Origin of the sequence: Streptomyces scabiei 87.22 (assembly GCF_000091305.1) — a bacterium.
In the GTDB taxonomy this organism is placed as follows: domain Bacteria; phylum Actinomycetota; class Actinomycetes; order Streptomycetales; family Streptomycetaceae; genus Streptomyces; species Streptomyces scabiei.
Genome location: NC_013929.1, coordinates 92,940 through 108,088 on the forward strand (window position 1 = coordinate 92,940; position 15,149 = coordinate 108,088).

Sequence of the window (15,149 nt, forward strand, 5' to 3'; positions counted from 1 at the left end):
ACGTATCCGGAGCCCACAGGTGTGCTGCTGCTTGGCGGGTTACCAGCGATACCAGCGGCCCCTGCGGCCGCCTGTGTCCGCGGAGCGAATGACGAAGCCCAGCAGCCAGACGACCAGCACGATGACGGCGATCCACCACAGTGCCTTCAGCGCGAAACCCGCGCCGAAGAGAATCAGGGCCAGCAGAAGAACGAGAAGCAGGGGAACCATAGTTATCAACCTCCGTCGCTCCTCGTGCCCGGCGAGTGCAGGAACACACGGTTGATTTCCCTGGTTTCTTCACCGTACTTTCGGGCACAGGACCCAGTTTCTCCTGGCGTTCACCTCACCGCCGGGCCGCTGGGCGACTGCCGGTTCGTCGAGTTCCAGGGCGGAGTGGCCGCAGGCACCGGCGGTAAGGGACACGATCGACACCTTCCGCCAGCGCACGATCGACTAACGAGCAGGCAACACACGCCCCGGGCCCACCGTGCCAGTGCCCCACCATTGCCATGCCAGCCGCCTCTCGAGGAGGCGGTGCGTGCCCGCCGAATGCGGGGCGACGGGTCCATGAGTCCCGCAATGTCCGGCGGGTCGACACCTCGACCGAGCGGAAACCCTGCTGCTGCCCGCCGGTCTGGACAGCCACGGAATCGCCAGCCCGGCCAGTCCTGCTCGGATACCTCCCAGGCCTCGACCAGGGCGTTCGCCCCCGCGACTCTCCGCCGCTCAGTCAGGGCCGGCGGAGTGTGGCAGCCGGATGAGGTGACTGACCCCGCAAGCGGGACGCGGCTGCCGTTCGACGAAGCTCCTGCGGACTTGCTGCAGACCGAGGCATCCTGCTGGCACCTCGCATCCGACGCGGACTGGCACGGCTTCCCGGGCCTGGCCGCCGGCTACTGCATGCTCGACCCGATCAAGGTCACCCTGACCTGCCCGGGGCTCGACGCGACCGGTGTGATGTCCGAGTGGGGCATCCCGGCGCGCATCCTCACCGCCTATCTGACCACGCGCGGCATCGTCGTGGAGAAGACCGACAGCTACACCACGCTGGTGCTGTTCTCCATGGGCATCACCAAGGGCAAATGGGGCACGCTTCTGGACGCCCTGATGGACTTCAAGGACCTCTACGACGGTGACGCCCCGCTGGACCGCGTGCTGCCCGCCCTGGTCGCCGAGCACCCGCGACGCTACACAGGGCGCAGTCTGCGCGATCTCTGCCAGGAGATGCACGACCACTTGCGCGATGCCTGCCTGGTTGAACTACTCGACCGGGCCTTCCAGCAGCTCCCGGAGCCGGTCGCCCCGCCCCAGCTGTGCTACGAGCGCCTAATCCGCGGCGGCACAGAACGGATTCGTCTGGGGGACGCGCCGGGCCGCATCGCCGCGGCGATGGTCACAGTGACGCCGCCCGGCATCCCGGTCCTCATGCCGGGCGAAAGCATCGGGGAGGAAGAGGGCCCTCTCCTGCGCTACCTCAGCGCCCTGGAGTCCTTCGACCGCCACTTCCCCGGCTTCGGCAGCGAGACGCACGGAGTGACCCGTTGCCCCGACACCGGCGACTACCTGATCGAGTGCCTGCGCCCGGACGAGCAGGAAGAGCCTGGCGCCATCACGCCGGCGCAGCGACGGAGGACGCAGAGCGCCAAGACGATGGGTTGAGTCCTCGGTCACTGGTCGGCCGAGGGACGGACAGCGTCCCGCGCGGCAGCCGTCGGCCGTGCCTCACACCGCCGCACCTCATGCCGCGCACCTCACGGGGTTCGCCGGTCCGTGTGCTGGGTCCGGGGCAGTCCGAGGGTGAACACGCAACCCTTGCCGGCGTCACTGTCGACGGTGACGGTTCCCTCGTGTGCCTCGACGAACTGGCGGACGATGGACAGGCCCAGTCCACTGCCGCCGGTGCGTCTGCTGCGGGACTTCTCGGCCCGCCAGAAACGCTCGAAGACATGGGGGAGGTCATCGGCGGCGATGCCGCTGCCCGTGTCCTCCACGATCAGGACGGCCAGGTCGCCGTCCTGACGAGCGGTGAGGGTGACAGTGCCGCCCGCCGGGGTGTGCCGGAGCGCGTTGGAGGTCAGGTTGCCCAGAACCTGCCGCATCCTCACCGGGTCGGCGTCCAGGACGAGGCCGGGATCGGTGTGGGTGCACAGGCGGATGTCCGAGGACTCCGCCCGGGCGCGATGGGCCGACACCGTCTGGGCGACGACATCGTCCGCGCGTACGGGTTCACGGTGCAGTGCCAGGGTGCCGGCGTCTGCGGCGGCGAGGTCCTGCAGATCGTCGATGATGTGCTGCAGGAGAAGTGCCTCGTCATGCAGGGAGGCGATGAGTTCCAGGTCCGGCTCGACCAGCCCGTCGCGGGTGACCTCCAGCCAGCCGCGGATGTTGGTCAGCGGGGTCCGCAGCTCGTGCGCGATGTCGCTGACCATGGCCTTGCGCTGGGTCTCCAACTGTTCGCGGCGTGCGGTGAGGTCGTTGAAGGCGGCGGCCAGATAGCCGGTCTCGTCCTTGGTGGTGACCGCGACACGGGTGTGCCGCTGCCGTCAGGGCTCGCAGGGGGCGGACGAGACGGATGGCGACCACCGTGGTCATGGCGACGGTGACCGCCAGGACCAGCCCCGCGACGCCGACGATCGTGCCCTCGTTGGCGGGGGAGAGGTCGAAGCCCACGGGCTGCCCGCCGAGGGCGCCCAGATAGAGCCGCGCTCTGGGCGCGACGTGCGGGTCCAGTTGGGCGCGGCGCGCGTCCTCGACACAGTTCTGTGCCCGCCGGCTGCCACCGAGCAGACGGCCGGGGTCCTTGGCCGCGGCGGTGAAGCCGGGGGTGACGTCGACTCCGATGCCGACCAGGGGGTTGGCCGCCTTCCCGCCGACGGGGCGGAAGCACGCAACGGTCAGGAGGGGTATGTGCGGGCGACTCGGCAGAGGAGGAATTGAGGAGACAGCATCTCGGGTTCTACGTCGTCCATGGTCGGCGAAGAACCCCTCCCACACCCCCATCGCGGGGCGCTGAGGGGATGTCTTGCTCTTCCAGTTGAGGGCAGGCGTACTTGCCAACTTCCTTGCCTACGCTCCCTTGGAGACCACGGTGGCCGACCTGGTGCGGGTCGACGGGATGCGCTGGCAGATCGAGGAGTGCTTCCAGGCTGGAAGAACGAGTACGGCCTCGACGAGTACGAAGTCCGCCGTTACCCGGGCGGGTATCGGCACATCACCCTGGCCATGCTCGCCCACGCCTACCTCGCGGTCATGGCCGCCGATGCTGCGGCAAAGGGGGCTGCAGAAACGCCTCCGCCACCCTGACCCCCCTCACCCTGGCAGAGGTGCGCAGGCTCCTGGTGCTGCACCTCGCTCCGAACCGCCGAGCCAGCCGGCCGGTTCGCGCACACGTATCGACCTGGTCACGTTGGCACCGCAGGCGCCAGGCAGCACCCGCCACTGCCATTACCAGCGGCGGCTCCATTCGGTGGAGGGGAGCTCGGCGAAGACTCCACCGAGCACCACTCCCCCCAACTACACTCCCGACGGCCCTTGATCAGCCCAGATAGCAAAGTGGCGTGAAGCGGATCTTTGACGGTACTGATGAGTTGGGCATCGCCAGGCTGCGGCTGCGCAAGCGCCAGGCCACCGCCGTGCCCCGACTGTCCGCCGCCCCGGGTTGGACCTGCTTCGGCGACTTCGCTGCTGAACACCAAGTGCGCTCAGTAGGCAGGCTGCCCATCAGATCGCGAGGTGTGGACCTCCAGTGCGGCGCGGACCGCCGATTCCAGGGCGCCCTCGATCCAGGCAGGCTTGAGGGAGGTGTGGTCACCAGCGAAGTGCAGCGGGCCTTCGGGCAGGGGAATGGAGGGCAGCAACTCGGTGTGCTGGCCAGGCAGTAGTACGGATGCCTCTCCGTAGGCGTAGGGGTCGCGCAGCCAGCTCTGGGTGCGTCCGGCGCCGGTGTAGAAGACCTCGACGCGCTGGCCGTAGACCTGCTGCAGTCCGCACAGGGCGTGGGGGTAGCGGGCCTCGTCGTCCAGGGAGTCCCAGCGAAGTGCGTCGTCGGCCCAGCTGTAGGAGGCCAGTACCACTCCGCCGGAGCTGCCGGGCACCGGGTGGGAGGGGTTATACATGAACCGGTTGGCGCTGTCGGACACCGAGCCGCCGCCCACGACGTGTGCGGCCTGCGGCTGGTCGCGGGAGACGGCACGGTTGGCGGCGTAGTGGGTGCGCTGGCCTGCGGTGATGTGGCCGTCCGGCACGGAGGGATGGACGCCAAGCAGGCTGCCGTCGGCGGGTGTGCGGCCGGTGCGGTAGGCGTCGTACAGCTTCGGGTCGATCCGGCCCAGCTCGCGTTTCCAGTCGGCCTCCGTGAACTCCCACCAACGGCGGCTGAACTCCAGGAGCACCTTCGTGGCGCTGTCGTAGTGCAGTTCCGCGACCGCGCGGCGCTTGCGGTACGACATCAGGGGGCTGATCTGTACGTGCCGCAGACCGGAGAAGGGCACGGTGACCACGGCCGCGTCCGCGGTGAACTGCTCGCGCACGACCGGGCCGTCGCGCCCTTCTGAGACCGTGTCCACCCACACCCGATGGCCCTTGCGGCCGACGTGCGGGGTCTCGGAGGAAGGACGGTCAGGATCGTGGTACTCGACGCGGGTGACCCGGCGGTCGAACCGGACCGTGTCGCGCACCTGCGCCAGCAGTGCGTCCGGCAGCACCGCCGTGCCGCCCTCCAGCTCCCAGAAGGCGGTGTCGGGGCTGATGAGGGAGGAGCCGATGAAGCTGTGGATGAACGACAGGGGCAGGCGTGACGTGAGGTTCTCCAGCGTGCCGATCAGGTCGACCGTGCGCTCGTCCAGCCCGGCGTGCTCGGTCAGGAAGCGGAACATCGACCAGTCACCGAATCGCTGGATGACCCTGGCCCAGCCCCGCACCCGTTCCGGCAGCGGCTTGTCGACCCGCTTGCCGCCGGCGTCCACGGTGCTGAACTCGTCGCGCACCGGATCCAGCACCGACCGAAGGATGGCCGCGGCGGGAGTGTCCCAGCGGGCGCGCGGCACGCCGAACGACCGGTTGATGCGGCGGGGCGCCCGGGCGTAGTCCACCCGCCGCATCCGGATGCCGTTGACGTAGATCCAGGTGCGGTTGGCGGGCTGGCCCTCACCGTCGACGTCAACGTAGTGGAAACGCCGTTTCTTCAGGTTCAGTTGGTCGATGAGACCCATCACCAGCGGGTGGCTGGAGGGCAGGCGCATGGCGCCCGCCTCTGCGTACTGACGGGGGTCGGCGAAAGGCTGAGCTGCCCGTTCGTGCCCGCCGCGGCGGAAGGTCTTGATACGTCCGCCCGCCCGGTTGCCGTTCGCCTCGAGAACGGTCACGTGGTGGCCCGCCCGCTTCAGCAGTAACGCCGTCACCAGACCGGCCGGGCCGGCCCCGACGACGAGGACCCTCTTGGGCTTTGCCGACCGCTGAGCGGGCAGTCCGTCCTTGAGCACTCGCTCGTAGCGTGGGACCAAAGGCCGGTCGTTGTCGTCCACGACCAGTAGGGCCCGTGCCACAGCCAGGCACCTGTCGAAGTCCGCGCCCCGGGTGGGCGCCGGTGCGGCCGGGACGGCCTGTACAGGCATCGCCGAAGCAGGCGCGCCACCAGCCAGAGTCGTGGCCGCCGCAGCCATTCCCGCTGCCGTTGCGAAGCTGCGCCTGGACAGGTCCGAACCTGCCACGACGGCTTCGTGATCTCCAGTCATGACGCACTTGTACCGGTCCGCCGACCCGGCCCGCCCACCTGCGCCGCAGCGTTGCCCCGAACGAGCGATGCCGAGGTCGAACCGCTGACGCCGGGTCGGAAGGCCACAGAGCCTCGCCCCTTGGCGACGTCCCCGAAGGGATGAAAGACAGGCGGTGATCCGCATGTCACGGCCGCCTCGTCGGCACACTTCCGTGTGGCTGTGGCTGTGGCTGTGGCCGTGGCCGGCCGGTGGGGGAGCAGCGGGGCAAACCGGAGCGGCATGGCCGCTGCCGCGGGAGCTCGGCGGAACAGGGGGCAGGCGTGGGACGAAGGGCCGAACTCAAAGGCAGGGCACGCTACTGGTTCGACACCACGTTGGCACGCGGCACCTCCGCGCTCGTCGGCTGGCTTGCTGTGGGCTGCCTCGTAGTCGTCCTCCCGGCGAGCGCCGTGCTGGTGTGGACGGACCCACATGCGCCGGCGTCCCGCGCGGAGAGGCTGGCAGAGATCTGGCGTCTCACCGGTGAGACACTGCGGCTCGGCGGAGCGACAGGCCCGCTCCTGCGCGTGCTGCTGTCGGTACTGCTCGCCCTGGTCGCCCTGGTGTACGTGTCCACTCTCGTCGGCCTGATCACCACCGGACTCACTGAGCGGCTCACCGCACTGCGACGGGGCCGCTCCACCGTTCTCGAGCAGGGACATTCGGTGGTGCTGGGCTGGTCCGAGCAGGTGTTCACGGTGGTGAGCGAGCTGGTGGCCGCCAACGCCAACCAGAGGTACGGCGCGGTGGCCGTGCTGGCGGACCGGAACAAGACCACTATGGAGGAGGCCCTCAGGAGCAAGGTGGGGGCCACCGGCCGCACCCGGCTGATCTGCCGTAGCGGTCCCCCCACCGATCCCGTCCTGCTCGCCCTGACCAACCCCGGCGCGGCCAGCGCCGTGCTGGTACTGCCCCACGACGATCCGTCGGGGGACCCGGACGTGGTCAAGACGCTGTTGGCGCTGCGTTCCGCACTCGGCCAGGGGGAAGGGCCGCCCGTCGTCGCCGCCGTCAGAGACGACCGGTATCGGCTGGCGGCCACCCTCGCCGCCGGATCGCGCGGCATCGTTCTGGAGAGCGACGCGATCACCGCCCGGCTGATCGTGCAGTCCGCCCGCCGCCCCGGACTGTCCCTGGTGTACCGCGACCTCCTGGACTTCGCCGGCGACGAGTTCTACCTCGCCTTCGATCCGGCCCTGACCGGCCGCTCCTTCGGCGACACGCTGCTGGCCTACGCCACCTCCAGCGTGGTCGGCCTGCTGCGCGACGGCAGGCCCTTGCTCAACCCGCCGCCGCAGACCCTGATCGGCCCCGGAGACCGGCTGATCGTCATCACGCGGGACGACGACACCGCACGGCTCAGCGACTGCTCCGGGCTGGTCGACGAGTCGGTGATGACACCCTGGCGGCCGGCGAACGCCCGGCCCGAACGGCTCCTGATCCTCGGATGGAACCGGCGGGCCTCGCTCATTGTCGAACAGTTGGGCCGGTCCGCCGCGCACGGTTCGGTCATTGCCGTGGTGGCGGACCGGGACGAGGTGACAGCCGAACAGGTCAGGGGCATCGATACACACTCCGCACCTTGCCTGACCGTCACGTTCCGGCCTGGAGACATCACCCGACCCGAGACACTTCGTTGTCTGGAGATCGACTCGTACGACAGCGTTGTCGTGCTCGGCCCGGACCCCGTGGCGGGACAGCAGCCGGACGAGGCCGACAACCGGACCCTCGTCACGCTCCTCGTTCTGCAACTACTGGAACGGCAGACGGGACGGGAGCTGCCGGTGGTCACAGAGATGACCGACGACCGCAATCGGACGCTCGCGCCCGTCAGCCCCGGAGCGGATGTGATCATCAGTGGAAAACTCATCGGCTTGCTAATGGCCCAGATTTCCCAGAATCGGCACCTTGCCGCAGTGTTCGAGGAACTGTTCTCTCCCACCGGCAGTCAGATCCACCTGCGGCCGGCGTCGTCATACGTCCTGCCCGGCTGTGAGGCGTCCTTCGCCACGGTCGTCGCAGCCGCGCAGCGGCGCGGCGAATGTGCCATCGGCTACCGCCGCCACGACCGGGCCATGGCCGCTCCCGACCACGGAGTGCGCATCAACCCGGACAAGAACGAGCGACGCTGCTGGACCGGCCGTGACGAGGTGGTCGTGATCGCGCAGGACTGACACACCCTCTCAGAGGTCGTTCTGCTTCGAACCTCGTACGCGGATTCTGCTGGTCGGCATGAGATCCCATGTGCCGCGGGAGATTCGGTCCGTTCCTGGCCGAGATGCCGTGGGGTGGCGGATGCCGTCGATGCAGGCGGTTTCGGATAGCGCGGCAGAAGACCGCGGCAGTGCGGGTGGACGAACTCGAAGCTGAGCTGGAGCGGGTGCGGACGGCTCTGGCGGAGCGGACGAGGTGCTCAGGTTCCATGCGCCCGCCGTGGTATGAGGCCTCACATGGAAGCTTGTGGGCTGCCAGTTCCATGCCGCGATCCCAGGTCAGCGTGCTGCGTAGTCGGGAATCCATGCGCTCGTAGGTCTCGGCCGGAGCGGGAACGACCACGGTGGTGTGGCGGCTGGCGAGTTTCACGACCGTGAGGAACCGTGGCTTCCGGTCGACCAGCGTGGCGACCTGGCTGTTGTTCGAGCCGATCACCAGATCGCCTTCCAGATGCCCGAACTCGCTGCGGTCCTCCGCCGCCTGGGGCCGGTCCTCGATTGGTCGGGCATCGGTGATCTGTGAGCGCCACTGTCCTTTCACCGTGTGGCGCTTGTTCTTCCGGATCGGGCGGCCAGTTCGCAGGCGCTTGGACAGCTCGCGGGGGATCACTTTCCAGCGGGTGGTGTAGACCGATCGGTAGATCGTCTCGTGGCTGATCTCCATCCCCGGGTCGTCACCATGATGCCGACGCAAGTGACCGACGATCTGTGCCGGCGACCACTCCTCCCTCAGCAGAAGCAGCACCGTCTCCCTCAGCGCGGGCCTGCGGGCAAGCAGGCACTGCTTCGGCCGCCGGGCGCGGTCAAGTGCGCGTTCCTGCGCAGCGATTGCCCGGTAGACGTCGCGTCCGCCGTTGTTGTTGATTTCGCGGCTGATCGTCGACACCGCACGGCCCAGCAGGCCGGCGATCGCCCGGTAGGAATCGCCGGCACAAAGCCCGCGTGAGATCTCCTCCCGCTCGCCCATGGTCAAGCTTCCGGCGCGCGCCTTGCGGGGCACGGGAGCGATTCCTCCGTGGTGCTTGAGGACGGTGAACACCGAGCCGGGCGGCTTGCCGATCTGTCTCGAGATGACGCTGATCGACTCCCCGGACCTCCACCGCCGCCACAGGTCGGCCTTCATCTCGTCCGACATCCCCGGCCGACCCAGTCTCGCCACGTATACCGTCCTCAACCAGCGCTGTTGCTCTGACCGGTTGAATCTAAGGTCGCTTTTTTCAGTTTCTCGATGGTCTGCTGCTGTTCGCGGTTCTCCTTGCGCAACCGCCGCAGTTCCTCGCGCTCGGCGCTGGTCAGCTCGCCGGGCTGCCCCTCGCTCTGGTCTGAGCCAAAGGTGCGGATCGGTTGCGAGCGGGCGTTCTTTGACATCTGCACCACCGCCCCGAGAACTTTGTCACCGGGCCCCCTCCTCCCGCACCGGAAGAATCCCCTCGACGCCCCCTGACCGGTCACGGGAGCAAACCGAAGAACAGGCCGAGGCCGCATGGGCACCGCCAGGGCGCTCCACAAGATTTCCACAGACTTCCCCGTTACGGTCCGGCCGCCTGTGCCGAAGGGGTGCGGGCCCGGGGCCACTCGGGGCGACCACGTGCTCCGCGAACGGGCCCTCCGGACCTCACACGCGGCTTGGCCGGCAGTATCGTCCACCGCGCCCGCGGTAGAGCGCTCACAGGAGAACAGGTGATCCAGCGTCAGACATTGGCGGGACGCTACCGCGTCGGTTCCCGCCTCGGCAGCGGAGGAATGGCCGAGGTCTACCTGGCTCAGGACTTGCGGCTCGGGCGTACGGTGGCGGTGAAGACGTTGCGTGCCGATATGGCCTTCGACCCGTACTTCCGCGAGCGGTTCCGCCGCGAGGCAAGGTCGGCGGCGTCACTGAACCACCCGTCAGTGGTGGCTGTCTACGACAGCGGCGAGGAACAACTCACCGGCGGCGGCGTCCTGCCGTACATCGTGATGGAGTATGTGCCCGGGACGACACTCGCCGAGAGGTTGCGCTCCGAGATTCCCCCCACGCTCCAGCAGGCGCTGGAGCTGACGGACGGCGTCCTGCGGGCACTGGAACACGCCCATGGGGCAGGCATCGTCCATCGTGACGTCAAGCCTGCCAACGTCATGCTGACCGCCGACGGCGCCGTCAAGGTGATGGACTTCGGTATCGCGCGGGCCATGTCGGGCCAGGAGACGGCGATCACCCAGGCCTCCATAGTGATCGGCACCGCGGAATACCTGTCGCCGGAGCAGGCCATCGGGCAGCCCGCGGACGCGCGCAGCGACCTGTACGCGGTCGGTTGCCTTTTCCATGAGCTGCTGACCGGACGCCCTCCCTTCCATGGCGGCTCTCCCCTCTCGGTCGCCCACCGACAGGTCCGGGAAACACTGCGAGCCCCCTCGGAGATCGTTCCCGGCATTCCCCCGGAGGTGGACGCACTGGTCCTGAAGGCGCTCGCGAAGGACCCGGCACAACGTCACCAGGATGCTCCGGCGATGCGGGCCGCCGTTGCCGCGGTGCGGACCTCTCTGACGGCCGAAGCTCCAACCACCGCAACCCTCCATATCGACTCGGGGCGGACCGAGTTCGACTTGGAGCGGAGCGAGCCACCATCAGCCGCCACACGCAAGGCAAGGAACCCCCGCCGTCGAACACGCCCCCGCCGCGTCCTTCACGCCGTGGCCGTCTCGCTGGTCATCGCACTCGGCGGTGCAGGAACGTCCGTCTGGTTGACCCTCCACTCTCCCGCCGAGTCCAGACAGCATCAAGTGCCCGCTCCGGACCTGCTCGGAAGAACGCTGCCGGACGCACGGGCCCAAGCCCGGACCACCGGATTCCGCCTGGTGCGCAGCAGCTCGGGCCTCTGCAGCGACCTCAGGCAAACAGGGGGCCGCGTCTGCGGCCAGAGTCCGTCTGCCGGCTCCTTGCTCGATCAAGGCTCGGTCATCACCGTCTTTGTCGCCCCCAGGGACCGGCGCACAGACACCGCATCGGCCTCTACGACACACAACGAGATACTGGTGACGACCCAGTGGGCGCCCAGCGCGGCGCTGTTCGCCCTCGGATCGACACCTCGTTCGTTCGCCCTCGGATCGACACCTCGTTCGTCGACAGCACCAGCAAGTGAGCGAAGCATGCAAAGTGGACTGTCGGGCCGAGACGGGGCTGCCAAACCATGACCACAGTCGTTTCGGTACTGCCACCGAGGCCGCGACCCGCGGCAGGACCGCACCGTGCTACCCCCGCCGTGATGACGACCGCACAGACTTCCGGGGCGTCCTGTCCGAGGGGACCGGAGCGCTCACCGAGTGGGACATCGAGAGGGACATCAATGGAGGGGGACACGATGGTGCCGACGTTCGACGAGACGGCGAAGCTGGTCGGCAGGGCTGCCGACCTGGCACGATTCGACTCGGTGATCGGCCGTGTGGGGCAGGACGATGCCCCCGCCGTGATCGACGTCGCCGGAGACGCCGGCATGGGCAAGAGCCGACTGCTCAGCGAGTTCTGTGCGAGGACGCGGCCGCCCTCACCGCCAAGGTCCGCAAGGAGGTACGCGTCGAGGCCTGATCCACACGGTCGTTGGTGTTGTGGCCGCACAGGTTCGCCGGGTTCGATCAAGCTGCGGTCCTGAGAGGGGGTCCGCCCCGGCGCAGCTGAGCATGCGTCAGACAGCTGAGATGCGGAGCACGGGCTGGGGCAGTCCAAGGCGGTCATGGCGCCGGTGGGTACGAGGGGTGCCGGTCGGTGTCCGTCTGGTCTGGCTGTGCGGAGCCGGTGGTGAGTGGCGGTCGGGGGACCGGGGTGGGTAGTCCGAGGAGGCGTCCCCGGACGGCGGAGGCCAGCAGTGCCGGGTGGAGCAGGCCTGCGGGCGAGCCGACGAGGTGATAGACGCGGTCCAGGGCGCGCTGGGCCCTCAGGTTGCCGTGTGCGGCGAGCCGGTCCACCTCGCCGGACCAGCGGCCGAACAGCGCGTCGAGGCCGGATGCCGGGCGGCCGGCGGTGTGGCGCAGGTCCTCGCCGGTCGCGATGGCCCAGGGGAGGTCCGCCGCCCGGTGAAGCCGGCGCATCAGGCGTCGCTCCCGTCCCGGGCGCACGTCTGTGGCCAGCGCTTGCCGCAGGAGCAGGGCCTGGGTGGAGGCGACGGTGATGCCCTGGCCGTAGACCGGGTTGAAGGCGCACAAGGCGTCGCCCACGACCAGCAGCCCGTCGGGCCAGTGCGTCAGGCGGTCGTAGCGGCGCCGCACATTGTTGGTGCGGCGGTGGGCCGTGATGTCGCCGAGTGGGTGGGCGCTGCGGGTGAAGTCGGCGAGCGCCGGGTCCCGCAGCCGGTTCAGGAAGGCGTCGAAACCGGCCGGGTCGCGGGGCGGCCGGTGGTCTCCGGCGCCTACCGCCGCCACCATCCAGCGTCCGTCTTCGACTGGTAGCGCCACACCGCCGGCCGGTGCGCCCGGAACGGGAAGTATGACGATTCCCGCGACCTTGCCGAGGTGGTCGGGTGGGGCGGCGTAGACGCGTCCCGCGTAGCCGAATCCGGCATCGACGACGGTGGTCGCAGGCTTTTCGATTCCCCATGGCGACAGCCAGTCGGGCAGTCGGGAGCTGCGCCCGGAGGCATCGACGACGAGGTCGGCCCGAACGGGCGGTGCGTTGAAGCACTCGACCATCCAGCCGCCGCCGGTCGTGGTGGCGCCGCGGCTCAGGCCTCGCACCCGCGCACCGCCGCGCAGCTCCACCCCGGGCAGCTCCGCCACCCGCTGCCGGACCAGGTGCTCGACCAGCGGGCGGGTGGCGGAGACCAGTTCGAGCGCCGGTGTGCCGAACGGCGCCCATCCGCGTTCGCCCAGCCACGCCAGGTCGCCCGTGTCCAGCGGCACCCCGCCCGCGGCGACCAACTGTTTGCGCAGCCCGGGAAGAAGTTCCTCGATCGCCGACAGCCCGCGGTGGAGCAGTACATGGGGCTGGCGGCCCTGCGGGACACCGCCGCGCGGCGCAGGCATCCCATGGCTTCGGTTCTGTTCGAGGACGGTGACCGGGCGACCGGTCGCCCCGATCACCGCTGCCGTCAGCAGCCCGGCCATGCCCGCCCCGATGATGACGGTGTGCTCGGCGTTCATGTCGGCTACACCAGCCGGAAAAGGAGCCGCCGCATCTGCTTCAACCACGGTAGCGGCACGAGGCGCCACAGCGGAGCACCGGCAGACAGTGGTATGTGCCCGCGGAGTATGGCCCCGTAATCGAGTGACGCGGTGTGTGGAAAATATCCGGACTTGCAGGCCACGATATCTTTGAAACCCTTGTTGTGGTAATAGCGTAGCTGCGGGTCACGAGGAAGGTCCTGACGTTTTTCGCGCATGTATACCTCCACCGGCATGTCCGGGTTGGCGCGCCGCCATGCCTGGAGACCGGGCATCGGGGAGCCGAGATAGATATCGCGCCAGCCGTGTTTGAGCGCGTGCGGCCAGAAGAACTCGAATATGGCGGTCACCGCGTCCGCGTCGACACTGCTCAGGCTGATTCCGAAGAGCGATCCGGTGGCTTTTGGATGGGGCGTCTCCACCCGGGCGCAGTCGGCCCAGGTGGCCGCTGAGCCCAACTCCGCGGTCGTGATCGGCTTCATGAACAACGAGGCCAGCGCCGCCCCGCCCGTCTCGAACGCCCCTATGCTCAACCCCGGAAACGCCTGGATACGGGCGGCCAGCTCCACGCGGTCCGCCGCCTGGTCCTGGTCCCACTTCGCATGCTCCAGCGTGATGAGCGCCTTGACGTCACCCGGCCGCAGAAAACGAACCTCGATGGAGTTCGAGGGAGTGCCGGATTCCCTGTCGGGGTGGTTCTGGATCAACTGGCGCGGACTGACCATGGCCATGTTTTCTCTCCTGGAAACCGAATCGGAATGCATCTCGATCATGCCGACCGACCGATCGTTAGGGAAGCCCTTCGATATTGCGGACGGGATTTGTGCATGAATTGTTCACCTCACGTTCACGCTCGAAATCCCGTATTCATTCGACGTTCGGAGTGAATGTGATCCCGACTACATTTTCCGGTCCCGCGAGAATTCGCGGGTACTCTTCAAATGGCGTCACGCCTGCCCCGGATTTCTTGGCCGGCGGCCCCTCGCCACCCGTGCAGAAGCGGGCAGGTATTTCGCGTATTTCGCGCGCTCGCAGCGGACACCGCGGATCCGGCTCGCGTGTTCCCCTCGCCGTCTTTCCCCTCCCCGTCTCAGGGAAGCCGTATGACAACTGTGCCCACCGCCGACATCCGACTGTTGCTGGACCTCGAACCGGTTGTGGAGGCCGACCTCAACCGCCACCTGGCGACAGCCAAGGAGTGGTTCCCGCACGAGTACGTCCCCTGGAGCCGGGGCCTCGACTTCGACGGCGTGCTCGGCGGGCAGGCATGGGCCCCCGGGCAGTCCAACCTGCCGGAGGCCGTGCGTACCTCACTGATCGTCAATCTGCTGACCGAGGACAACCTGCCCATCTATCACCGTGTGATCGCTGAGTACTTCGGCCGCGATGGTGCGTGGGGCACCTGGGTGCACCGGTGGACGGCGGAGGAGGACCGCCACGGCCACGTCATCCGGGACTACCTGTTGGCAACTCGAGCAGTCAACCCGGTGGCCCTCGAACGGGCCCGGATGGTCCACCTGGCCACGGGCTTCGAACTCGAGTACACGGGGGCCGCCGAGGCGCTCGCGTACGTGTCGTTCCAGGAACTCGCCACCCGGATCGCACACCGCAACACCGGTCGCCTCTCCGGCGGCCCCGTCTGCGACCAACTGCTGGCCCGGGTCGCCCAGGACGAGAACCTGCACATGTCTTCTACCGCGACCTGCTCGACGCGACGTTCGACCTGGTGCCCGATGCCGCCATGCGTGCGGTCACCAGGGTCGTGACGTCCTTCCGGATGCCCGGCCACGGGATCGACAACTTCGCGCGCAAGTCGGCGCAGATCGCCGTGGCGGGCATCTACGACCTCCGGCTGCATCACGACGAGGTGCTCATGCCCGTACTGCGCCGACTGCGGGTCTTCGAGCGCTGCGGTCTCGGCCCGGACAGCGAACGTGCCCGTGATGACCTGTCGAAATACCTCGCCCGGCTCGACCGCACGGCGAACCGTTTCACCGAGCGGCGCGAGGCCGCCGACACCGTGCCGCCTCGGCCGGTCACCGCGCCCGGGCCGCTGACGACGGCGGCAGGT

At 68.7% G+C, this 15,149-nt stretch carries 10 protein-coding genes and 3 pseudogenes; 5 read left to right on the forward strand and 8 right to left on the reverse strand.

Annotation, left to right across the window (positions count from 1 at the left end; translation table 11 throughout):
- Positions 1 to 39 precede the first annotated feature (39 nt).
- Both SCAB_RS00395 and SCAB_RS48945 read right to left on the reverse strand, forming a co-directional pair.
- Entirely contained in the window at positions 40 to 210 is a 171-nt protein-coding gene (locus tag SCAB_RS00395) for a hypothetical protein (RefSeq protein WP_041668748.1), read from the reverse strand.
- A 69-nt stretch (positions 211 to 279) separates the two neighbouring features.
- A complete protein-coding gene (locus SCAB_RS48945; RefSeq protein WP_267889098.1) occupies positions 280 to 405 on the reverse strand; it encodes a hypothetical protein in 126 nt (41 codons plus the stop codon).
- 156 nt (positions 406 to 561) lie between these two features.
- On the opposite strand from SCAB_RS48945, the gene SCAB_RS00400 reads away from it, so the two are divergent.
- Positions 562 to 1,641 (forward strand): Orn/Lys/Arg family decarboxylase, encoded by a 1,080-nt coding sequence (locus tag SCAB_RS00400; RefSeq protein WP_456293506.1) that lies wholly within the window; start codon positions 562 to 564, stop codon positions 1,639 to 1,641.
- 92 nt (positions 1,642 to 1,733) lie between these two features.
- Here the strand turns inward: SCAB_RS00400 and SCAB_RS44205 are convergent.
- Positions 1,734 to 2,754: pseudogene (locus SCAB_RS44205) on the reverse strand (sensor histidine kinase); the annotation flags it as partial.
- Between the two features lie 277 nt (positions 2,755 to 3,031).
- Here SCAB_RS44205 and SCAB_RS44210 point away from each other — a divergent pair.
- A pseudogene (locus SCAB_RS44210) lies at positions 3,032 to 3,282 on the forward strand (IS701 family transposase); the annotation flags it as partial.
- 401 nt (positions 3,283 to 3,683) lie between these two features.
- On the opposite strand, the gene SCAB_RS00410 reads toward SCAB_RS44210, so the two are convergent.
- Complete coding sequence (locus tag SCAB_RS00410) at positions 3,684 to 5,714, reverse strand: flavin monoamine oxidase family protein (protein WP_012998064.1); 2,031 nt, start codon at positions 5,712 to 5,714, stop codon at positions 3,684 to 3,686.
- 302 nt (positions 5,715 to 6,016) lie between these two features.
- Here SCAB_RS00410 and SCAB_RS00415 point away from each other — a divergent pair, with 302 nt between their 5' ends.
- On the forward strand, positions 6,017 to 7,909 hold the full coding sequence (locus SCAB_RS00415) for a CASTOR/POLLUX-related putative ion channel (protein ID WP_012998065.1): 1,893 nt from the start codon (positions 6,017 to 6,019) through the stop codon (positions 7,907 to 7,909).
- On the opposite strand, the gene SCAB_RS44215 is transcribed toward SCAB_RS00415, so the two are convergent.
- Positions 7,839 to 9,071, reverse strand: coding sequence for an IS30 family transposase (locus tag SCAB_RS44215; RefSeq protein WP_197696205.1), 1,233 nt, complete (start codon positions 9,069 to 9,071; stop codon positions 7,839 to 7,841). The genes SCAB_RS00415 and SCAB_RS44215 overlap by 71 nt on opposite strands.
- A 47-nt stretch (positions 9,072 to 9,118) precedes the next feature.
- The gene (locus SCAB_RS00420; RefSeq protein WP_148274167.1) at positions 9,119 to 9,316 is read right to left on the reverse strand and encodes a hypothetical protein; all 198 of its coding nucleotides are present in this window, start codon (positions 9,314 to 9,316) and stop codon (positions 9,119 to 9,121) included.
- 312 nt (positions 9,317 to 9,628) lie between these two features.
- Here SCAB_RS00420 and SCAB_RS47215 point away from each other — a divergent pair, with 312 nt between their 5' ends.
- A complete protein-coding gene (locus SCAB_RS47215; RefSeq protein ID WP_012998067.1) occupies positions 9,629 to 11,119 on the forward strand; it encodes a protein kinase domain-containing protein in 1,491 nt (496 codons plus the stop codon).
- 534 nt (positions 11,120 to 11,653) lie between these two features.
- Here SCAB_RS47215 and SCAB_RS00430 read toward each other — a convergent pair.
- Positions 11,654 to 13,057 carry an NAD(P)/FAD-dependent oxidoreductase gene (locus SCAB_RS00430; protein WP_012998068.1) on the reverse strand — a complete coding sequence of 468 codons (1,404 nt, stop codon included), beginning with the start codon at positions 13,055 to 13,057 and terminating at the stop codon, positions 11,654 to 11,656.
- 5 nt (positions 13,058 to 13,062) lie between these two features.
- A complete protein-coding gene (locus tag SCAB_RS00435) occupies positions 13,063 to 13,851 on the reverse strand; it encodes a hypothetical protein (RefSeq protein ID WP_012998069.1) in 789 nt (262 codons plus the stop codon).
- Positions 13,852 to 14,181: 330 nt separating this feature from the next.
- Here SCAB_RS00435 and SCAB_RS44225 point away from each other — a divergent pair.
- A pseudogene (locus SCAB_RS44225) lies at positions 14,182 to 15,089 on the forward strand (acyl-ACP desaturase); the annotation flags it as partial.
- Positions 15,090 to 15,149 lie beyond the last annotated feature (60 nt).